The sequence below is a fragment of the Pseudomonas sp. GW821-FHT07F05 genome (assembly GCF_059418765.1).
Map to the genome: position 1 here is coordinate 81,660 of NZ_JBWKQL010000003.1, position 20,297 is coordinate 101,956.

Annotated in this window: 16 protein-coding genes; 11 read left to right on the forward strand and 5 right to left on the reverse strand. The window is 62.6% G+C overall.

The window, feature by feature from the left end; translation table 11 throughout:
* The first annotated feature begins 11 nt into the window (after positions 1–11).
* The 3 genes from AC07RO_RS08130 (at position 12) to AC07RO_RS08140 (ending at position 4,840) form a co-directional block, all read left to right on the forward strand.
* The gene (locus tag AC07RO_RS08130) at positions 12–1,742 is read left to right on the forward strand and encodes a PTS fructose-like transporter subunit IIB (protein ID WP_192170693.1); all 1,731 of its coding nucleotides are present in this window, start codon (positions 12–14) and stop codon (positions 1,740–1,742) included.
* A 491-nt stretch (positions 1,743–2,233) separates the two neighbouring features.
* Positions 2,234–3,796, forward strand: coding sequence for an alkaline phosphatase D family protein (locus AC07RO_RS08135; protein WP_495085795.1), 1,563 nt, complete (start codon positions 2,234–2,236; stop codon positions 3,794–3,796).
* A 102-nt stretch (positions 3,797–3,898) separates the two neighbouring features.
* A complete protein-coding gene (locus AC07RO_RS08140) occupies positions 3,899–4,840 on the forward strand; it encodes an AEC family transporter (protein WP_133776254.1) in 942 nt (313 codons plus the stop codon).
* A gap of 22 nt (positions 4,841–4,862) precedes the next feature.
* Here AC07RO_RS08140 and AC07RO_RS08145 read toward each other — a convergent pair whose 3' ends face one another.
* The 5 genes from AC07RO_RS08145 to gatC form a co-directional block, all read right to left on the reverse strand.
* A complete protein-coding gene (locus tag AC07RO_RS08145) occupies positions 4,863–5,915 on the reverse strand; it encodes a calcium/sodium antiporter (protein WP_192171043.1) in 1,053 nt (350 codons plus the stop codon).
* A gap of 45 nt (positions 5,916–5,960) precedes the next feature.
* A complete protein-coding gene (locus AC07RO_RS08150; RefSeq protein WP_495085796.1) occupies positions 5,961–6,335 on the reverse strand; it encodes a septal ring lytic transglycosylase RlpA family protein in 375 nt (124 codons plus the stop codon).
* Between the two features lie 73 nt (positions 6,336–6,408).
* Positions 6,409–7,854: an Asp-tRNA(Asn)/Glu-tRNA(Gln) amidotransferase subunit GatB gene (gene gatB, locus AC07RO_RS08155; protein ID WP_192170696.1), complete on the reverse strand. Its 1,446-nt coding sequence runs from the start codon at positions 7,852–7,854 to the stop codon at positions 6,409–6,411.
* A gap of 11 nt (positions 7,855–7,865) precedes the next feature.
* Positions 7,866–9,317 carry an Asp-tRNA(Asn)/Glu-tRNA(Gln) amidotransferase subunit GatA gene (gene gatA, locus AC07RO_RS08160; RefSeq protein ID WP_495085797.1) on the reverse strand — a complete coding sequence of 484 codons (1,452 nt, stop codon included), beginning with the start codon at positions 9,315–9,317 and terminating at the stop codon, positions 7,866–7,868.
* A 15-nt stretch (positions 9,318–9,332) separates the two neighbouring features.
* Positions 9,333–9,620, reverse strand: a complete 288-nt coding sequence (gene gatC, locus AC07RO_RS08165; RefSeq protein WP_122534975.1) for an Asp-tRNA(Asn)/Glu-tRNA(Gln) amidotransferase subunit GatC — start codon at positions 9,618–9,620, stop codon at positions 9,333–9,335.
* 207 nt (positions 9,621–9,827) lie between these two features.
* Between gatC and mreB the strand changes: the two genes are divergently transcribed.
* The 8 genes from mreB to AC07RO_RS08205 all read left to right on the forward strand — a co-directional run bounded on the left by mreB (position 9,828) and on the right by AC07RO_RS08205 (position 20,297).
* On the forward strand, positions 9,828–10,865 hold the full coding sequence (gene mreB, locus AC07RO_RS08170) for a rod shape-determining protein MreB (RefSeq protein WP_020292894.1): 1,038 nt from the start codon (positions 9,828–9,830) through the stop codon (positions 10,863–10,865).
* Positions 10,866–10,881: 16 nt separating this feature from the next.
* Positions 10,882–11,019, forward strand: coding sequence for a hypothetical protein (locus tag AC07RO_RS08175; protein WP_192170698.1), 138 nt, complete (start codon positions 10,882–10,884; stop codon positions 11,017–11,019).
* Between the two features lie 80 nt (positions 11,020–11,099).
* Positions 11,100–12,242, forward strand: a complete 1,143-nt coding sequence (mreC, locus tag AC07RO_RS08180) for a rod shape-determining protein MreC (protein ID WP_495086028.1) — start codon at positions 11,100–11,102, stop codon at positions 12,240–12,242.
* Positions 12,242–12,733, forward strand: coding sequence for a rod shape-determining protein MreD (gene mreD, locus AC07RO_RS08185; RefSeq protein ID WP_065990112.1), 492 nt, complete (start codon positions 12,242–12,244; stop codon positions 12,731–12,733). Before mreC ends, mreD begins: the two co-directional genes overlap by 1 nt.
* A 363-nt stretch (positions 12,734–13,096) precedes the next feature.
* A complete protein-coding gene (locus AC07RO_RS08190) occupies positions 13,097–13,708 on the forward strand; it encodes a Maf family protein (RefSeq protein WP_237251256.1) in 612 nt (203 codons plus the stop codon).
* On the forward strand, positions 13,705–15,162 hold the full coding sequence (rng, locus tag AC07RO_RS08195) for a ribonuclease G (RefSeq protein ID WP_037012596.1): 1,458 nt from the start codon (positions 13,705–13,707) through the stop codon (positions 15,160–15,162). Before AC07RO_RS08190 ends, rng begins: the two co-directional genes overlap by 4 nt.
* A gap of 190 nt (positions 15,163–15,352) precedes the next feature.
* Entirely contained in the window at positions 15,353–19,168 is a 3,816-nt protein-coding gene (locus tag AC07RO_RS08200) for a YhdP family protein (protein ID WP_495085798.1), read from the forward strand.
* Positions 19,169–19,445: 277 nt separating this feature from the next.
* On the forward strand, positions 19,446–20,297 hold the full coding sequence (locus AC07RO_RS08205) for a carbon-nitrogen hydrolase family protein (RefSeq protein WP_495085799.1): 852 nt from the start codon (positions 19,446–19,448) through the stop codon (positions 20,295–20,297).

Below are 20,297 nucleotides of genomic sequence, written 5' to 3' on the forward strand. Positions count from 1 at the left end.
GAGGAAGTGTGATGAAGTTAGCCATCGTTACGGCCTGTCCGAACGGCAAAATCAGCAGCGTCCTCAGTGCCCGTCTGCTGGATGCGGCGGCCCAGCGCCAGGGTTGGAGCACCAGCGTCGAGATCCACGATCCCCGCCATCCGGAGAAGCAACTGTCGCCGGGCGACATCGAAGCGGCCGACTGGGTGCTGGTGGTCAACACCGGCGCGCTGGACCTGGCGCGTTTCTCCGGCAAGCGCCTGTATCAGGCCACGCCCGCGCAAGCGTTGCAGGACGCCGATGGCTTTCTGCGTTCAGCAGCGGCGCTGGCGACCGAGCACACCGCGACTTCCGCCCCGTCTGCTACGTCCAGCGCGCAGCCGCGTCTGGTGGCGGTAACGGCGTGCCCGACCGGCGTCGCCCACACCTTTATGGCGGCCGAGGCGATTCAGCAGGCGGCGAAAAAACTCGGTTATGACCTGCAGGTGGAAACCCAGGGCTCGGTCGGTGCGCGTAATCCGCTTAGCGCCCAGGCCATTGCTGACGCCGATGTGGTGCTGCTGGCGTGTGATATTGAAGTCGCCACCGAGCGTTTTGCCGGCAAGCGCATCTATCGCTGTGGCACCGGTGTCGCCCTCAAGCAGGCCGAAGCGACGTTGAAAAAAGCCTTGGCGGAGGCGGAGGTTGAATCCACGGCTTCGGCATCCAAGGCCTCCTCCAAGAAAGAGAAGACCGGCGTCTACAAACATCTGCTCACCGGCGTGTCGTTCATGCTGCCGATGGTGGTGGCGGGCGGTTTGCTGATCGCGCTGTCGTTCGTGTTCGGCATTCACGCGGCGGAAGAGCCGGGCACGCTGGCGGCAGCCTTGAAGCAGATCGGCGCGGGCGCGGCGTTCCAGTTGATGGTGCCGTTGCTGGCCGGTTACATCGCTTACTCCATTGCCGACCGTCCGGGCCTGGCGCCGGGGATGATCGGTGGGCTGCTAGCGAGCACTTTGGGCGCTGGCTTCATTGGCGGGATCATCGCCGGGTTTCTTGCGGGTTACAGCGCATGGGCGGTGAATCGCTACGCGAAACTGCCGGCGAGTGTCGAAGCGCTGAAGCCGATCCTGATCATTCCGCTGTTGGCGAGCCTATTCACCGGGCTGGTGATGATCTACGTCGTGGGCAAGCCGGTTGCCGGCATGCTCGAAGGGTTGACTCACTTCCTCGACACCATGGGCACGGCCAACGCCGTGCTGCTCGGCGTGCTGCTGGGCGCGATGATGTGTGTGGATCTGGGTGGGCCGATCAACAAGGCGTCGTATGCGTTTTCGGTGGGCTTGCTGGCCTCGAGCAGTGGCGCGCCAATGGCGGCCACGATGGCTGCCGGCATGGTGCCGCCAATTGGCATGGGCATCGCCGCGCTGATCGCCCGTCGCAAGTTTGCGCAGAGTGAGCGTGAGGCGGGGAAGGCCGCCTTTGTGTTGGGGCTGTGCTTTATCTCCGAAGGCGCGATTCCGTTTGCCGCGAAAGACCCGCTGCGGGTGATTCCGGCTAGCATCGTGGGCGGCGCGCTGACCGGTGCGCTGTCGATGTTCTTCGGCTGCAAACTGATGGCGCCCCACGGTGGATTGTTCGTACTGCTTATCCCTAATGCGATCAACCATGCGTTGCTGTATCTGCTGGCGATCGTGGCAGGCAGCGTCGTGACGGGCGTGCTGTACGCGCTGCTGAAACGGCCGGAAACGGCAGAGCTGGACGCGGTGCCCGCCGGCGCCTGACCGCTGACCGCACCGGTCACTTCCCGGCTAAAGCCGGTCCTACAGGTTGTGGCTCCAGCCGGTCCTGTTGGATGCACACGATGCTTTAGTAGGACCGGCTTTAGCCGGGAAGAGGCCCGTCAGCACACCATCAAAATTGCGGTGTGAATACCGACGCCTTCCCGGCTAAAGCCAGTCCACAAAGTGCATGCGGTCAGTGGGACCGGCTTTAGCCGGGAAGAGGCCGGTGTGTTCGCCATCAGATTTTTGGTGTGAATGCTGACGCCTTCCCGGCTAAAGCCAGTCCTACAAGTGCGCGGTCCGGCCGCTAGAGATGCTTTTGCATGTTCGGCCTGTTCGCGAGCAAGCTCACTCCCACAGGGGCGAAGTATGGCGCTGGATTTTGTGCCAGCCAGGGTCAACATTCAGCCCTCACCCCACTGCCCTGTCATCTCCCGCAAACAATCCGCTGCTAGCGTCCTTCTTTTGGCATTCGCTTGAGGAGGATAAACATGTCCCGGTTCGACCTGACTCGCCGCCGTATCATCCAGGCCGCTGGCGCCGGATTGTTGTTGCCGGGGCTTGCGCCGGCGGTCATTGCTTCGGTGAAGGACCGGCCGAAGATGACCGACGGCGTGCAGTCCGGCGACGTGCTCGGCGATCGCGCGGTGGTCTGGAGTCGCAGCGACCGGCCGGCGCGCATGGTGGTCGAATGGGACACCCGCAGCATGTTCAGCAACCCGCGCCGCACGGTCTCGCTGCTCGCCGACCAGCGCACCGACTTCACCGCTCGCGTCGAGCTGACCGGCCTGCCGGCCGATCAAGCCATCTTCTATCGCGTGTTCTTCGAAGACGCGCAAACCGGCGTCGCCAGCGAACCCTGGTTCGGTCACTTGCGCAGCGTGCCGGTCAATCGCCGCAACATCCGTTTCGTCTGGAGCGGCGACACCGTCGGCCAGGGCTTCGGCATCAACCCCGAAATCGGTGGCATGCGCATCTACGAAGCCATGCGCCTGCGCTTGCCGGACTTCTTCATCCACAGCGGCGACACCATCTACGCCGACGGCCCGGTGCCCGCTGAAGTGGTCACCGAAGGCGGGCGCGTCTGGCGCAACATCACCACCGAAGAAAAGAGCAAGGTCGCGGAAACCCTCGACGAATACCGCGGCGCCTACCGCTACAACCTGATGGACGAAAACGTGCGGCGCTTCAACGCCGAGGTCCCGCAGATATGGCAGTGGGACGACCACGAAGTGACCAATAACTGGTCACCGAGCAAGCAGCTCGACGATCGCTATAAGGTCAAAGACATCCAGCTGTTGGCGGAGCGCGGGCGTCAGGCGTTCCTCGAATACTCCCCTATGCGCCTACAGAGCGCCGACAACGGCGGGCGGGTCTATCGCAAGATCGCTTACGGCCCGATGCTCGACGTGTTCGTGCTCGACATGCGCAGCTACCGCGACGGCAACGACGCCAATCTCGCCGACAAACCCGGACCCACCACCGCATTCCTCGGCCGCCAGCAACTGGACTGGCTCAAACGCGAACTTCAAGCTTCTGGCGCTCAGTGGAAAGTCATCGCCGCCGACATGCCCATTGGCCTTGGCGTGCCCGATGGCGAGATCAGCCCCGGCGTGATGCGCTGGGAAGCGATCGCCAACACCGACAACGGCGCGCCGAAAGGCCGCGAACTGGAAGTCGCCGAATTGCTGGGCTTCCTGCGCCAGCAGAAGGTGCGCGACACCGTCTGGCTGACCGCCGATGTGCATTACTGCGCGGCTCACCACTACCATCCGGATCAGGCGGTGTTTCAGGATTTTGATCCGTTCTGGGAGTTTGTTGCCGGCCCGCTGAATGCCGGCAGCTTCGGGCCCAATACGTTGGACAAAACCTTCGGCCCTGAACTGGTGTTCCAGAAAGCTCCCCCGGCGCAGAACACTTCACCCTTCGCCGGCTTCCAGTTTTTTGGTGAGGTGAACATCGACGGTCAGAGCGGGGAGATGACCGTAACGCTGCGGGATCTGGACGGGATTTCAGTGTTCGAGAAGAAGCTGCAGCCTTCGCCCATCGCCTAACGCAGCCCTTTGGTTGTACGACCACTGCGTAATTGCCGGTAACACTTCCCGCGCCGCTGGCCTATCATTAGCCACCTAACGACGGCTCAGGGTTTGGCGTGCATGCTGGCAATCTTTCTGGAAACCCTGAACATCACCGCGCCGGTGTTCGCGATGCTGTTCCTCGGCGTGTTGCTCAAGCGCGTGGGCTGGATCAACGACAGCTTCATCCACACCGCTTCGTCGCTGGTGTTCAACTGCACCATGCCGGCGCTGCTGTTTCTGGGGATCATTCACGCTGACCTGCACGCGGCGTTTCAGCCGGGCGTGTTGATCTACTTCATCGTCGCCACCCTGGCGGGTTTCGCGCTGTCGTGGGGATGGGCGATCTACCGCGTGCCGTTCGCCGAGCGTGGCACTTACACCCAAGGGGCGTTTCGCGGCAACAACGGCGTGATCGGCCTCGCCCTGGCCGCGAGCATGTACGGCGACTACGGCATTTCCCTCGGTGCTATCCTCGCCGCGCTGGTCATTCTTTTCTACAACACCCTGTCCACCGTCGTGCTGGCGGTCTACAGCCCGGTGATCAAGTCCGACCCGTGGAGCATCACCAAGAGCGTCATGGCCAATCCGCTGATCATCAGCATTGTCGTCGCGGCGCCGTTCGCCTATTTCCAGATCCCACTCCCCAAATGGCTCGACACCTCCGGCAGCTATCTGGCGCAGATGACCCTGCCGCTGGCGCTGATGTGCATCGGCGGCACGCTGTCGTTGAAGTCGTTGCGGGAGAGCGGCACGCTGGCGATCAGCGCGAGCCTGATGAAGATGGTCTGGCTGCCGCTGATCTGCACGCTCGGTGCGTGGCTGCTGGGCTTCCGACATGCGGAACTGGGGATTCTGTTTCTGTACTTCGGCGCCCCGACGGCGTCCGCCAGTTTCGTCATGGTTCGCGCGGCCAACGGCAACCACGAGCTGGCCGCGTCGATTATCGTCATGACAACCTTGGCGGCGGCGGTGACGACCAACGTCGGGATTTTCATTCTGCAGTGGGGCGGGTGGATTTAGTCTTGATTCGGGCTGTCGCCAATCAATGCTGACGCCGCCACGCCCGCACCGTCCCCACCACAATGCACAGCGCAATCACCGGCAGCGCGTAATGGATCATCAGTCGTTCCAGCCGCTCAGCCAGTGGCATGCCCGTGGTAAACGAAACGATGTGCAGCCCGTACACCGCGTAAAGCCCAAGCATCAATAGCCCCTCCAGCCGGGTGATTCGGTACCCCGAATAGAACAGCGGCACGCACAGCGCCGCCACGCCCAGCATCACCGGCAAATCGAAATCCAGCGCATTGGGCGAGATCGACAACGGCCCGGTGGAAATTAGCGCCGTGATGCCGAGCACGCCCAGCAGGTTGAACAGGTTGCTGCCAATGATATTGCCCACTGCGATATCCCGCTCGCCGCGCAATGCGGCGACCAGCGAGGTCATCAGCGCGGGCAGCGAGGTTGCGACGGCGATCACGGTCAGGCCGATCACCCGCTCCGACAGGCCCAGATCCAGGGCCACCGAGACCGCCGCGCCGACCAGCAGATGACTGCCAAATGTCAGCAGCGCCAGGCCGCAGGCCATGAGTGCCAGACGGCCCAGCAACGGCCAGATGCGCCGGCGCGGCTCAAGGTCTGTTCTCGGCACATGCCGCGCGCCGTGGGCGAACTGACGGACCACAACGAACAGATACGCCGCCATGCCCAGCAACAGCACGACGCCGTCCAGCGCGCTCAGCTCGCCATTCCACGCCAGCGCCGCGACCAGGGCGGTGGCAGCGATCATCAGCGGCAGATCAACGCGCACCAGTTGCCGGGCCACGCGCAGCGGGATGATCAGGGCGGACAGCCCCAGCGTGACCAATATGTTGAAAATATTGCTGCCGATGACGCTGCCGACCGCAATGTCGGTGCTGTCAGTGAATGCCGCTTGCAACCCGACCGCCAGTTGCGGGGCGCTGCTGCCCAGCGCGACGACGGTCAGGCCGAGGAACAGCGGGCGGGTCTTGAGCAGGGCGGCCAGGGCCACGGCAGCGCGCACCGACAGTTGCGCGCCGATGATCATCAGCAGCAGGCCGCTGACCAGCTCGATCAGGGTGGGCAAGGGCAGATTCGTTAGGGCGAGAATTCAGGGCACCAGTCAGTCGTCGAGGGCTTGTACCCGCACTTGGGCGGTTCCGCTGCGCAGCATACCCAATTGCGCGGCGGCTGCACGTGACACATCAATCAGCCGCCCCCGGGTGTGCGGGCCGCGGTCGTTGATACGGACGATGACCTTGCGGTCGTTGTCCAGATTGGTGACTTGCACGCGCGTGCCGAACGGCAATTGCGGATGCGCGGCGGTCAGGGAATTGGCGTCGAAGCGTTCACCGCTGGCGGTGCGCTGACCGTGATGTTGCGAGCCGTAATAAGAGGCGCCGCCGGTGGCGTTGTAACCGTGCGGGTCGATGATGCCGTCACTGGCGCAGCCGGCCAGCAGAGAGAGCAGGGCGCAGGCGCCGAGGATTCGCTGCATGGGGCAGGGTCCCTACAGAAAGCGATGATCGTTCCCGCGCCCGGCGCAGGAACGATCACTGGGGTGAATGCACTCAGCCTTCGAGCTTGCGCTTCAGCAGCTCGTTGACCTGGCCCGGGTTGGCCTTGCCTTTCGATGCCTTCATCGCTTGCCCGACGAAGAAGCCGAACATTTTGCCGCGTTTGGCTTCATCCGCCGCACGGTATTGCTCGACCTGCTCGGCGTTGGCAGCCAGGACGTCGTCCAGCATCGATTCGATGGCGCCGCTGTCGGTGACCTGCTTCAGGCCGCGCTGCTCGATGATCTCGTCGGCGCTGCCTTCACCATTAGCCATGGCCTCAAACACCATCTTCGCGATCTTGCCGGAAATGGTGTTGTCCTTGATGCGCAGCAGCATGCCGCCCAACTGTTCAGCGCTGACCGGCGACTCGTCGATCTCGACGCCTTGCTTGTTCAGCAACGAACCCAACTCGACCATCACCCAGTTGGCCGCGAGCTTCGCGTCACCGGAAATGCTCACCACCTTCTCGAAGAAGTCCGCCTGTTCGCGGCTGGACGCCAGGACACTGGCGTCGTACAGCGACAAGCCGAACTGCGACTGGAAGCGCTCGCGTTTTTGCGGCGGCAGTTCCGGCAGGGTGGCGCGGGTCTGCTCCAGGAACGCGTCTTCGATGATCACCGGCAACAGGTCAGGATCGGGGAAGTAACGGTAGTCGTTGGCTTCCTCTTTACTGCGCATGGCGCGGGTTTCGTTGGTGTTCGGATCGTACAGGCGAGTCTGCTGAATGACCTTGCCGCCGTCTTCGATCAGGTCGATCTGGCGCTGGATCTCGCTGTTGATCGCTTTCTCGATGAAGCGGAACGAGTTGACGTTCTTGATCTCGCAGCGGGTCCCGTACTCGACCTGGCCTTTTGGACGAATCGACACGTTGCAGTCGCAACGCAGCGAGCCTTCGGCCATGTTGCCGTCGCAGATGCCGAGATAGCGAACCAGCGCGTGCATCGCCTTGACGTAGGCGACGGCTTCTTTGGCCGAGCGCATGTCCGGCTCGGAAACGATCTCCAGCAACGGCGTACCGGCGCGGTTCAAGTCGATGCCGGTCATGCCGCTGTAGTCTTCGTGCAGGCTCTTGCCGGCGTCTTCTTCAAGGTGGGCGCGGGTCACGCCGATGCGCTTGATGGTGCCGTCTTCCAGGGTGATGTCCAGGTGGCCTTTGCCAACGATCGGCAATTCCATCTGGCTGATCTGATAACCCTTCGGCAGGTCCGGGTAGAAGTAGTTCTTGCGGGCGAACACGTTGTGCTGACCGATCTCGGCGTCGATGGCCAGGCCAAACTTGACCGCCATTTGCACGGCTTCCTGGTTCAGCACCGGCAACGTGCCGGGCATGCCCAGGTCGACGAGGCTCGCCTGCGTGTTGGGCTCGGAGCCGAACGTGGTGGCGCTACCGGAGAAAATCTTCGATTGGGTGGTGAGCTGGGTGTGAATCTCCAGCCCGATGACGACTTCCCATTGCATGTGTTTTCTCCTTAGAAGCCAGCCGGCGAGCGGGTGTGCCAATCGGTGACTTGCTGATATTGATGGGCAACGTTCAGCAAGCGGCCTTCCTGGAAATACGGCGCCAGCAGTTGCACGCCCACCGGCAGGCCGTCGGCGAAACCGGCAGGCATCGACAGGCCCGGCAGGCCCGCGAGGTTGGCGGTAATGGTGTAGAAGTCTTCCAGATACTCGGCGATCGGGTCGGCATTCTTGGCGCCGATTTTCCAGGCCGGGTTCGGCGTGGTCGGGCCGAGGATCACGTCGACTTCAGCGAACGCGTTCATGAAGTCGTTCTTGATCAGGCGGCGGATCTTCTGCGCCTGCAAGTAGTAAGCGTCGTAGTAACCGGCCGACAGCGCGTAGGCGCCGACCATGATCCGGCGCTGCACTTCAGGGCCGAAGCCTTCGCCACGGGAGCGGTTGTACAGATCGGTGAGGTCTTTCGGGTCTTCGCAGCGATAGCCGAAGCGCACGCCGTCGAAACGCGACAGGTTCGAGGAAGCCTCGGCCGGCGCGATCACGTAGTAAGCCGGAATCGCATGTTGCAGGTTCGGCAGGCTGATTTCCTTGACCACGGCGCCGAGCTTTTTCAGCTCCTCGACGCTGGCCATGACCAGATCGGCGATGCGGGGGTCGAGACCTGCGCTGAAGTATTCCTTCGGCACGCCAATGCGCAGGCCTTGCAGCGAGGCATTCAGGCTGGCGCTGTAATCCGGCACGGGCTCGTCGATGCTGGTGGAGTCATTGACGTCGAAACCCGCCATGCCTTGCAACAGCAACGCGCAGTCTTCAGCGGTACGCGCCATCGGGCCGGCCTGATCGAGGCTGGAAGCGTAGGCGATCATGCCCCAGCGCGACACGCGACCGTAAGTCGGCTTAAGGCCGGTCAGGTTGGTCAGTGCGGCAGGCTGGCGAATGGAACCGCCGGTGTCGGTGCCGGTGGCGCCGGGCAGCAGACGCGCGGCAACCGCCGCAGCTGAACCGCCGGACGAGCCGCCCGGGACGTGCTCCAGGTTCCACGGGTTTTTCACCGCGCCGTAATGGCTGGATTCGTTGGCCGACCCCATGGCGAATTCGTCCATGTTGGTCTTGCCCAGGGTCACGGTGCCGGCGGCGGCGAGCTTGGCAACCACGGTGGCGTCGTAGGGCGCCTTGAAGTTGTCGAGCATCTTCGACGCGCAGCTGGTGCGAATGCCCTTGGTGCAGAAGAGGTCCTTGTGCGCCAGAGGAGCGCCCAGCAGCGCGCCGGTTTCGCCTGCCGCGCGACGGGCGTCGGCGGCCTGGGCCTGGGTGATCGCCAGGTCTTCGGTGACAGTAATGAAGCTATTGAGCTGCGGATCCAGCTGGGCGATGCGCGCCAGCAGAGTGCGGGTCAGTTCTTCGGAGGAAAACTTTTTATCGGCGAGTCCGCGAGCGATCTCTGCCAGAGTCATTTGATGCATTGCAGGCACATTCCCTTAGTCGAGGACTTTCGGAACCAGATAAAGGCCGTCTTGGACCGCTGGTGCGATGGCTTGATAGGCGTCGCGATGATTGACCTCGGTCACGGCGTCTACACGCAGGCGTTGCGAGGCTTCAAGGGGATGCGCGAGGGGCTCGATGCCGGTGGTATCGACCGCCTGCATCTGGTCAATCAGCCCGAGAATGCTGTTCAGTGCTTCAGTAGTACGCGGGATATCGGCGTCATTGAGGCCCAGTCGGGCCAGATGAGCGATTTTTTCCACGTCGGAGCGATCAAGCGCCATGGGGTTCTCCAGTGGAATGCGTACGGGCCAGGCCGTACGTCAGATTGCGGAACACTACGCCCTTTAAACGGTCATAAGGCCGCGATCTACCAGGGTAGTGCTCGGAAAAACCGCCAATTTAACATATTGGCTCCTTGCCCAAAATCCCTGTCGTTGTTAGAGTTTGCCGCACTTTTTTACCCACGCGTTGCCTAGGGTCCTTTCCCCATGTTCAAGAAACTGCGTGGCATGTTTTCCAGCGATCTTTCCATCGACCTGGGCACTGCCAACACCCTTATTTACGTGCGTGAGCGCGGCATTGTGCTGAATGAGCCATCAGTTGTGGCCATTCGGACCCACGGAAATCAGAAGAGCGTTGTTGCTGTCGGGATGGAAGCCAAGCGGATGCTGGGCCGTACCCCGGGCAATATCGCCGCCATTCGCCCGATGAAAGACGGCGTCATCGCCGATTTCAGCGTCTGCGAAAAAATGCTCCAGTACTTCATCAACAAGGTTCACGAGAACAGCTTCCTGCAGCCAAGCCCTCGCGTACTGATCTGCGTTCCGTGCAAATCGACCCAGGTCGAGCGTCGTGCGATCCGTGAATCCGCGCTGGGCGCCGGTGCACGTGAAGTATTCCTGATCGAAGAGCCGATGGCTGCGGCCATCGGTGCCGGCCTGCCGGTCGAAGAAGCCCGCGGTTCGATGGTCGTCGACATCGGTGGCGGTACCACTGAGATCGCGCTGATCTCCCTGAACGGCGTCGTGTATGCCGAATCCGTCCGTGTCGGTGGCGACCGTTTCGACGAAGCGATCATCACTTACGTGCGTCGCAACTACGGCAGCCTGATCGGCGAATCCACTGCCGAGCGCATTAAGCAGGAAATTGGCACGGCCTACCCGGGCGGCGAAGTGCGTGAAGTCGACGTACGCGGCCGCAACCTGGCCGAAGGCGTCCCACGTGCCTTCACCCTGAACTCCAACGAAGTGCTGGAGGCGTTGCAGGAATCCCTCGCAACCATCGTTCAGGCCGTGAAAAGTGCGCTGGAGCAATCTCCGCCAGAGCTGGCTTCGGACATCGCCGAGCGCGGTCTGGTGCTGACCGGTGGTGGCGCGTTGCTGCGTGACCTCGACAAGCTGCTGGCCCAGGAAACCGGTCTGCCGGTAATCGTTGCCGAAGACCCGCTGACCTGCGTCGCGCGTGGCGGTGGTCGTGCGCTGGAAATGATGGACAAGCACACCATGGACCTGCTCTCCAGCGAATAAGTCGCCGGAACGCAGCATGTTGCGCTTAACGGGCAGCACCTCACCGTGCTGCCTGTTCGTGTCCGACCTGTTGACGTCGCGCAGCGATGTTGCAAGTCTGACGCCCTGCATTTCCATCAACCCGCATCAGGCCGGTTTCATGTCGCATGAATAAGCACAGCCACACTCAAGCACCTCTGCACGCATCTCTGGAAGGAGCGGCCCATTAAACCGCTTTTCTCCAAGGGCCCGTCCCTGGGCGTCCGTCTACTGGTGCTGGTCGTGCTGTCTGTGGCCATCATGGTCGTGGACGCGCGTTTCACCTTGCTCAAGCCTGTCCGCAGTCAGATGTCTCTGGTGCTGATGCAGTCTTACTGGATTGCCGATCTGCCCGAGCGTTTATATCAGGGCGTCGCCAGCCAGTTTGGCAGCCGCACCGAACTCGCCGCCGAAAACGAAAAACTCAAGACCGAGAACCTGCTGCTGCAAGGCCGCCTGCAAAAGCTGGCCGCCCTGACCGAGCAGAACGTGCGCTTGCGCGAGTTGTTGAATTCGTCGGCGCTGGTCAACGAGAAAGTCGAAGTCGCCGAGCTGATCGGCATGGACCCCAACCCGTTTACCCATCGCATCATCATCAACAAGGGTGAGCGCGACGGTGTGGTCCTCGGTCAACCGGTGCTTGACGCACGCGGGCTGATGGGTCAAGTGGTCGAGTTGATGCCGTACACGTCCCGCGTGCTGCTGCTGACCGACACCACCCACAGCATTCCGGTGCAGGTGAACCGCAATGGCCTGCGCGCGATTGCCAGTGGCACCGGCAATCCGGAACGCCTTGAGCTGCGCCATGTGGCCGACACCGCTGACATCAAGGAAGGCGATCTGCTGGTGAGTTCCGGCCTGGGTCAGCGTTTCCCGGCGGGTTACCCGGTGGCGACGGTCAAGGAAGTGATTCACGACTCCGGCCAGCCCTTTGCCATCGTGCGGGCGGTGCCGACGGCCGCGCTGAACCGCAGCCGTTATCTGTTGCTGGTGTTCTCCGACGGCCGTTCCCCTGAAGAGCGCGCTGCCGACGCCGCCCAGCAGCAGGAATCCCTTGATCGTCAGGCGGCTGATCCGTCGGCAGTGCCATCGGCTACTGTGCCGGGTGCCGCGCCTGCCGCCACGCCGAACAAAGCGGTGGTTCCGGCCACCGTGCCGAAACCGGCCGTGCACAGTTCTTCGTCGACGCCTGCCAACGCCAACAGCTCGCCTGCTCCGGCAACCACCGCACCGGCGGCGACCACGGCTGCCAAGCCCGCGACCAGCAAGCCGGCCGCTAAACCTGCGGCAAAGCCTGCCGCTACCCGACCGGCGACACCTGCTGCGACCCCGGCCGCTCCACGCGAGAGGGAAGAATAATGGCGCGTCATGCTCCCGCACGGAACGGCTGGGTGGTCTGGCTGACCTTCGCCATCGGCCTGCTGCTCAGCGTTTCGCCGCTGCCGCAGTTCATGGAAATATTTCGGCCTTTGTGGCTGGCGCTGCTGTTGGCCTTCTGGGCATTGGCGTTGCCGCACAAGATCGGCATGGTCACGGCGTGGATGCTGGGGCTGGCCGAGGATGTGCTGTACGGCACGTTGCTGGGGCAGAACGCATTGATCCTCACGCTGATTACCTTTCTCGTGCTGTCGTTGCAGCAGCGTCTGCGGATGTTCCCGATGTGGCAGCAGTGCCTGGTGATCCTGGTGATTTTCGGTCTCGCGCAGCTGGTGCAGCTATGGCTCAGCGCCCTGACCGGTAACCGTCAACCGACCTTGGCACTTGTGCTCCCGGCGTTGGTCAGCGCATTGCTCTGGCCATGGGTCAGCTACGGCCTGCGCGGATTGCGTTTGCGGTTGAAGATCAACTGAGCAATACCATTCAGTGGGACCGGCTGCGGTCTGTTTCAGTAGGACCGGCTTCAGCCGGGAAGAGGCCGGTATGGGCGCCATCAGTTCTGCGGTGTGACACCCGACGCTTTCCCGGCTAAAGCCGGTCCCACAGGATGAATGCGATGCTTTAGTGGGACCGGCTTCAGCCGGGAAGAGGCCGGTATGGGCGCCATCGGTTCTGCGGTGTGACACCCGATGCTTTCCCGGCTAAAGCCGGTCCCACAGGATGAATGCGATGCTTTAGTGGGACCGGCTTCAGCCGGGAAGACGCCGGTGTGACCACCATCACGTCAGCGGTCTGCACCAAGGCTACGCTTGTGATCAACGACACGGAGACGTCCCATGCCTCAACTTCTTCTTGCCTCCGGCTCCCCGCGCCGTCGTGAGCTGCTGACCCAGATCGGCGTGCCGTTCACGACCCTTAGCGCTGACATCGACGAAACCCCTCTGGCCAACGAAACCCCTGCCGCGTACGTCCTGCGGCTGGCCCGTGGCAAGGCGGACGCCGGCCTGCTGCAGCTCGCCAACGATCCTGCGTACCCTACCGCCTGCGTCCTCGGCGCCGACACCGCCGTGGTCCTCGACGGCCGCATCCTCGGCAAACCGGCGGACGAGGCCGAGGCGCTGGCGATGCTTGCCGCACTCTCGAACCGAGAACACGAAGTCCTGACCGCCATCGCCGTGGTCCATGAAGAGCGCTGCGAAACCCGAACCGTCACCAGCCGTGTCCGTTTCCGGGCGATCCCGGAGGACGAGGCCCGCCGTTACTGGGCCAGCGGCGAGCCCTGCGACAAGGCCGGCGGCTACGGTATTCAAGGCCTGGGCGCGGTGTTCGTGGAAAACCTCAGTGGCAGTTATTCCGCCGTGGTCGGTTTGCCCTTGTGCGAAACCGCAGAAATCCTCCAGCGTTTCGGCATACCCTGTTGGCAACGCCCGGAAGGTGACAAGTCATGAGTGAAGAGATTCTGATCAACATCACGCCGATGGAATCGCGCGTGGCGGTCGTTGAGAACGGGGTGTTGCAAGAGGTGCACGTCGAACGCACCCAGCGTCGCGGGATCGTGGGCAATATCTACAAGGGCAAGGTCGTGCGCGTGCTGCCTGGGATGCAGGCGGCGTTCATCGACATCGGTCTGGACCGCGCGGCGTTCATTCACGCCTCGGAAATCTCCATGCGCGAAGGGCCGGCCGTGGAGACCATCAGTTCGCTGGTCCACGACGGCCAGAGTCTGGTGGTGCAGGTCACCAAAGACCCGATCGGTAGCAAAGGCGCACGGCTGACGACTCAACTGTCGATTCCGTCTCGCTACCTCGTGTACATGCCACGCACGGCCCATGTCGGCATTTCCCTGAAAATCGAAGACGAAGCCGAGCGCGAGCGCCTGAAACAAGTGGTCAGCGATTGCGTCGCCAAGGAAGGGATCAAGGAGAAGGGCGGTTTCATCCTGCGCACGGCGGCCGAGGGTGCAGGCGCCGACGAGATCATGATGGACATCCGCTACCTGCGCAGGCTCTGGGACCAGATTGGCGAGCAGATCAAAACCATCAGCCCGGCCAGCGTGATCTACGAAGACCTCGGCCTGGCGCTGCGCACCTTGCGCGACCTGGTCAGCCCGCGCACCGAGAAGATCCGCATCGATTCCCGCGAAACCTTCCAGAAGACCACCCAGTTCGTTGCCGAACTGATGCCGGAGATCGCCGACCGTCTTGAGCACTACCCTGGCGAGCGGCCGATCTTCGACCTGTATGGCGTCGAGGATGAGATTCAGCGGGCGCTGGACCGCAAGGTGCCGCTCAAGTCCGGCGGTTATCTGGTGATCGATCCTGCCGAAGCCATGACCACCATCGACGTCAACACCGGTGCGTTCGTCGGCCATCGCAACCTCGAAGAGACCATCTTCAAGACCAATCTTGAAGCGGCGACTGCCATTGCCCGACAGCTTCGGCTGCGCAATATCGGCGGCATCATCATCATCGATTTCATCGACATGGAAGACGCCGAGCATCAGCGTCAAGTCTTGCGGACCCTCGAAAAACAGCTTGAGCGCGATCACGCGAAAACCAACATCATCGGCATCACCGAACTGGGTCTGGTGCAGATGACGCGCAAGCGCACCCGGGAAAGTCTGGAGCAAGTGCTGTGCGAGCCGTGCAGCAGTTGCCAGGGCCGTGGCAAGCTGAAGACCCCGGAAACCATCTGCTACGAGATATTCCGCGAGATATTGCGTGAAGCCCGCGCTTATCAGGCGGTGGGTTATCGCGTGCTGGCCAATCAGAAGGTGGTCGACCGGCTGCTTGACGAAGAATCCGGCAACGTGGCCGAACTGGAAGTGTTCATCGGCAGAACCATTCGTTTTCAGGTCGAGACCATGTACTCCCAGGAACAATATGACGTCGTGCTGCTCTGAGAGTGCGTGATGCGCCGTGCTGCCGAGTGGCGGTGCAGTTGAAGACAGAAAACAGTGCCCTTGAGGCAGACGGAACGGATGCCGTCCAAAGAGAACAACGCGTGGCGATTGAGCACAACCTGGACGTACCCGCACCTGCACGATTGGGCCGGATGCCATATGCAGGCCGTTTTTGCGGAGGCGCAGCGACATGGAGCGTCTGACCCGGTTTCTGGCTGTGCTGACCCGTTGGGGCCTGAGTCTGTGCGCCCTTTTCGTGGTGCTGGTCGCGCTGTACGTGAGCGTCGGGCGTCAGTTGGTGCCGATGGTGGCCGAATACCGTGCCGACGTGGAAGCCAAGGCGCAGACCGCGCTGGGCATGCCGGTGAGCATCGGTCGGCTGGAAGGCAGCTGGAGCGGCTTCGCCCCCATCTTCGTCGCCCGTGACGTAATGATCGGCGAGGGCGGCAACGCCGTTCGGCTCGATCACGTGCGGGCCATGCCTGACCTGCTCGCCAGCCTGCGGACCCGTGAAGTGCGCCTCGAACGGCTTGAGCTGGACGGGCTGCAGTTCGGCCTGAAAGAAGACCAGAACGGCCACTGGGCACTGCAAGGCCTGCCCGTACAGCCGGATCAGGTCACCGATCCCGAGAAAATCCTCACTCAGATGCAGATGGTCTCGCACCTTTCGTTGTTCGACAGCCAGATCACCTTGCAGCCCTACGATCAGTCGCCCCTGACGCTGACCTATGTAAGCCTGACGCTGAAGACCGGCAGCGTGCACCAGCGCCTCGACGCTCGCCTGAACCTGCCTGACGGCCAGCCGCTGTCGCTGAACGTTCGCTCTACCCTGCGCGCCCATGAGTGGCGCGACGGTGCGGCCGAAGCGTACTTGAGCCTCCCGCAAAGCGACTGGTCGAAGTGGCTGCCGAAGAGCCTCACCCGCGACTGGAAGATCCAGAACCTCAAGGCCGGCGGTGAGGTGTGGCTGAACTGGGGCAAGGGCAATCTGCAAAGTGCCGCGGTGCGGCTGAATGCGCCGCAGTTCAAAGGCGCCTACGCCGACCGCAAACCCGCGAGCATCGACAACCTGGCCCTCAACGCCTGGTTTAAGCGCGACGAAAAAGGCTTCAGCGCCACCCTCGACTCGCTGGCGATGGACCTGAACAGCAAGCGTTGGGAAAGCCGCATTCACTTGCAACAGACCGCCGCCACGGCTGACGCCGAAGAACTGTGGCACGTCCAGGCTGACCGGCTTGATCTGACGCCCATCACGCCGTTGCTCGACTCACTGGCGCCGTTGCCCGACCAAGTCATGGTGGCGGTGGACCGCCTGAAGGTCACCGGCGGGCTGCGCAACGTGCTGGTTGATTACCGCCCTCAGGCCGAGGCGCCGAAACGAGTGAGCTTCGCCGCCAACCTGGACAAGGTCGGTTTCGACGCCTACCACGGCGCGCCGGCTGCGGGGAACGTCAGCGGGGCCATCAGCGGAGATCTGGGCCAGGGCGAACTGCGCCTGGACACCGACGATTTCATGCTGCACCTGGACCCGATCTTCCGTAACGAATGGAAGTACCGTCACGCCAATGCGAAGTTGACCTGGTCGCTGGACGATCAGGGCTTCACGCTGATTGCGCCGTACATCAAGGTCGCGGGGGAGGAGGGCAACATCGCCAGCGATTTCCTCATTCGCCTGCACTTCGATCACAGCCAGGAAGACTACATGGACCTGCGCGTCGGCCTGGTCGACGGCGACGGTCGCTACACCTCCAAGTACCTGCCCGCCGTGCTCAGCCCGGCCCTCGATCAATGGCTGCGCACTGCGATTCTGGGCGGCAAAGTCGATCAGGGTTTCTTCCAGTATCAGGGCTCGATCAACAAGGACGCGCCTGACGTGGCGCGGGTCATCAGCCTGTTCTTCAAGGTGCGCAACGCGAGCCTGGCCTTTCAACCGGGCTGGCCGCAGCTGAACAATGTCGACGGCGATGTGTTCGTCGAGAACAGCGGCGTGCGCATTCGGGCCAACAAGGGTCAGTTGCTGAACACCCAGGTCAGCAATGTCGCGGTGGACATTCCCCATGTCCCGGCAGGGCAGTCCAGCCATCTGTTGGTGGACAGTGACCTGAAAGGCAGTCTTCAGGACGGCATGAAGATTCTCCAGGAAGCGCCAATCGGCACCGCCCAGACCTTCGCCGGCTGGCAGGCGGAAGGGCCGTTGCAGGGGCACCTCAATCTGGATATTCCGCTTGTCAAGGGACAGGACCCCAAGGTCGTGATGGATTTCAGTACCGACAGCGCGCGGCTCAAGCTCGCCGATCCGGTGCTGGAGCTGACGCAACTGCGCGGTGACTTCCGCTTCGATTACACCAAAGGCCTGAGCGGCAAGAACATCAAGGCCGTTGCGTTCGACAAACCGGTCAACGCCGAGATTTTCGCCGAAGGCAAACCGGGGGCGCCGGTGACGCGCATCACCGCCAGCAGCCAGATTGCCAGCAAACGCCTTACCGATTGGCTGGGCGTCACGCAGCCTCTGCCGATTTCGGGGGATCTGCCCTATCAGCTGCAGCTGACATTGAGCGGCAACGCCAGCCAGCTGCAGATCAACTCGGACCTGAAAGGGCTGGCGGTGGATCTGCCGGCTCCGTTCGGCAAAACCGTTGATGAGACGCGCGACACCGATTTCCGCATGAACCTGCAAGGCCCGGAACGGCGTATCGACGTCGGCTACGGCAATATCGCCAATCTGGCGTTCGCGTCGCCGCCGGGTAAATTCGGCGACGGGCGTGGCGAGCTGTTCCTCGGTGAAGGCGGTGCGATCGTGCCGGACAGCAAGGGGCTGCGTGTTCGCGGCTCGTTGTCGGAGCTGGACATCGCGCCCTGGCAAGCCATGGCTGAGCGTTACGCTGGCACCGACCCGGGCGGCAGCGCCAAGCAGTTGCTCAATAGCGTCGACTTGCAGATCGGCAAGTTGACCGCGATGGGCACGACCCTGGAGCAGGCCGGCGTTCAGCTCAAGCGCAGTGATACTGCATGGGCGCTATCGCTGGACAGCTCGAAGGTGAAAGGCACTGCCACGTTGCCGGACAGCAAAACCGCGCCGATCGACATCAGCCTGCTCTACGTGCGCTTGCCCGCGCCGGACCCGAACGCCGCAGTTGTGGAAAACGCGCCAGACCCATTGGCGGATGTCGACCCGCGCAAGATCCCCGCGCTGAACATCAAGATCACCCAGCTGTTTCAGGGCGATCAGTTGATGGGCGCGTGGTCGCTCAAGGTCCGTCCGACGCCGAACGGTCTCCAGATGTCTGACATGAATTTGGGCCTCAAAGGTATTGCGCTGCTGGGCAATGGCGGTTGGGAAGGCACGCCGGGGACGACGGGCAGTTGGTTCAAAGGCCAAGTGAGCGGCAAGAATCTCGCGGATGTGCTCAAGGCCTGGGGCTTCGCGCCCACCGTCACCAGTCAGGAGTTCGAGCTGAACGCCGACGGACGTTGGCCGGGTTCGCCTGCGTGGGTGGGGTTGAAGCGTTATTCCGGCAGCCTGGATGCGACGCTGAAGAATGGCCAGTTCGTTGAGGTCGAGGGTGGCGCGCAGGCGTTGCGTGTGTTCGGCTTGCTCAACTTCAATTCGATTGGCCGGCGTCTGCGCCTGGACTTCTCCGACCTGCTGGGCAAGGGGCTGAGCTACGACAAGGTCAAAGGGCTGCTGGTGGCGAGCGATGGGGTGTACGTCACCCGCGATCCGATCACCATGACCGGGCCTTCCACCAACCTTGAGCTCGACGGCACGCTGGACATGGTCCGCGACCGCGTCGACGCCAAGCTGCTGGTGACCTTGCCGGTGACCAACAACCTGCCGATTGCCGCATTGATCGTCGGCGCGCCGGCGATTGGCGGCGCGTTGTTTCTGGTCGATAAGTTGTTAGGTGATCGCGTATCGCGCTTCGCCAGTGTCCAGTACAAGGTCGAAGGGCCATGGAAAGAACCGAAGATCACCTTCGACAAGCCGTTCGAGAAACCGCAGTGAGGTGTAACGCCCGGCAAATGAATCTGCGGTGTGACACTCGACGCCTTCCCGGCTAAAGCCGGTCCCACTAAGTACTCCGGTGTCAGTGGGACCGGCTTCAGCCGGGAAGAGGCCGGTTTGAACACCGACAGTTTTGTGGTGTGGTTTCCGGCGCCTTCCCGGCTAAAGCTGGTCCTACTGGGTGAATGCGGTCCCAGTAGGCTGAAATGAGCGTGTCGAACAAGCCCAATCCTCAGCGCTTGGAGTAGAGTGCAGTTCTATCGATCAGGGAGCGTGTATGTCCTTCGCAGTCATTCAGATGGTCAGTCAGAGCGACGTGCTCGGCAATCTGGCCCAGGCGCGTCGATTGCTGGAACAGGCCGCTGCGTCAGGTGCGAAACTGGCTGTGCTCCCTGAAAACTTCGCCGCGATGGGCCGTCGTGATGTGGCTGCCATTGGCCGCGCCGAGGCCCTTGGCGAAGGACCGATCCTGCCATGGTTGAAACTTGCCGCTCGCGACCTCACCTTATGGATAGTGGCCGGGACATTGCCGCTGCCCCCTGAAGGTCAGCCTGATGGCAAAGTCACCGCATGCTCGCTGCTGATCGACGACCAGGGCCAGCAAGTCGCGCGTTACGACAAGCTGCACCTGTTCGACGTCGATGTTGCCGATGCCCGAGGGCGGTACCGGGAATCCGACGATTACGCCCACGGCAACAATGTCGTAGTGGCTGACACGCCGGTCGGCAGGCTGGGGCTTTCGGTGTGTTACGACCTGCGTTTCCCGGAGCTGTACACCGCGCTGCGGGAGGCGGGGGCTGAATTGATCACCGCGCCGTCGGCCTTTACCGCCGTGACCGGCGCGGCGCACTGGGAGATTCTGTTGCGCGCCCGGGCCATCGAAACCCAGTGCTACGTGCTGGCGGCGGCGCAAGGCGGCATTCATCCGGGGCCGAGAGAAACATTTGGGCACGCGGCGATCATAGATCCATGGGGCCGCGTGCTGGCCGAGCAGGCACAGGGTGAAGCCGTGCTGCTGGCCGAACGAGACAGCGTAGAACAAGCGTCCATACGGGCGCGCATGCCGGTATCGAATCACCGGCGATTTTTTTCGCAGGCCGCCGTGCGACCTGCCAATACCCCGGAGTGA

What these genes read in the sequence shown, in the direction of transcription:
- AC07RO_RS08130 (WP_192170693.1), top strand. Translation starts at nt 12, where the DNA reads ATGAAGTTAGCCATCGTTACGGCCTGTCCGAACGGCAAAATCAGCAGC.
- AC07RO_RS08135 (WP_495085795.1), top strand. Translation starts at nt 2,234, where the DNA reads ATGTCCCGGTTCGACCTGACTCGCCGCCGTATCATCCAGGCCGCTGGC.
- AC07RO_RS08140 (WP_133776254.1), top strand. Translation starts at nt 3,899, where the DNA reads ATGCTGGCAATCTTTCTGGAAACCCTGAACATCACCGCGCCGGTGTTC.
- AC07RO_RS08150 (WP_495085796.1), bottom strand. Translation starts at nt 6,335, where the DNA reads ATGCAGCGAATCCTCGGCGCCTGCGCCCTGCTCTCTCTGCTGGCCGGC.
- gatB (WP_192170696.1), bottom strand. Translation starts at nt 7,854, where the DNA reads ATGCAATGGGAAGTCGTCATCGGGCTGGAGATTCACACCCAGCTCACC.
- gatA (WP_495085797.1), bottom strand. Translation starts at nt 9,317, where the DNA reads ATGCATCAAATGACTCTGGCAGAGATCGCTCGCGGACTCGCCGATAAA.
- gatC (WP_122534975.1), bottom strand. Translation starts at nt 9,620, where the DNA reads ATGGCGCTTGATCGCTCCGACGTGGAAAAAATCGCTCATCTGGCCCGA.
- mreB (WP_020292894.1), top strand. Translation starts at nt 9,828, where the DNA reads ATGTTCAAGAAACTGCGTGGCATGTTTTCCAGCGATCTTTCCATCGAC.
- AC07RO_RS08175 (WP_192170698.1), top strand. Translation starts at nt 10,882, where the DNA reads ATGTTGCGCTTAACGGGCAGCACCTCACCGTGCTGCCTGTTCGTGTCC.
- mreD (WP_065990112.1), top strand. Translation starts at nt 12,242, where the DNA reads ATGGCGCGTCATGCTCCCGCACGGAACGGCTGGGTGGTCTGGCTGACC.
- AC07RO_RS08190 (WP_237251256.1), top strand. Translation starts at nt 13,097, where the DNA reads ATGCCTCAACTTCTTCTTGCCTCCGGCTCCCCGCGCCGTCGTGAGCTG.
- rng (WP_037012596.1), top strand. Translation starts at nt 13,705, where the DNA reads ATGAGTGAAGAGATTCTGATCAACATCACGCCGATGGAATCGCGCGTG.
- AC07RO_RS08200 (WP_495085798.1), top strand. Translation starts at nt 15,353, where the DNA reads ATGGAGCGTCTGACCCGGTTTCTGGCTGTGCTGACCCGTTGGGGCCTG.
- AC07RO_RS08205 (WP_495085799.1), top strand. Translation starts at nt 19,446, where the DNA reads ATGTCCTTCGCAGTCATTCAGATGGTCAGTCAGAGCGACGTGCTCGGC.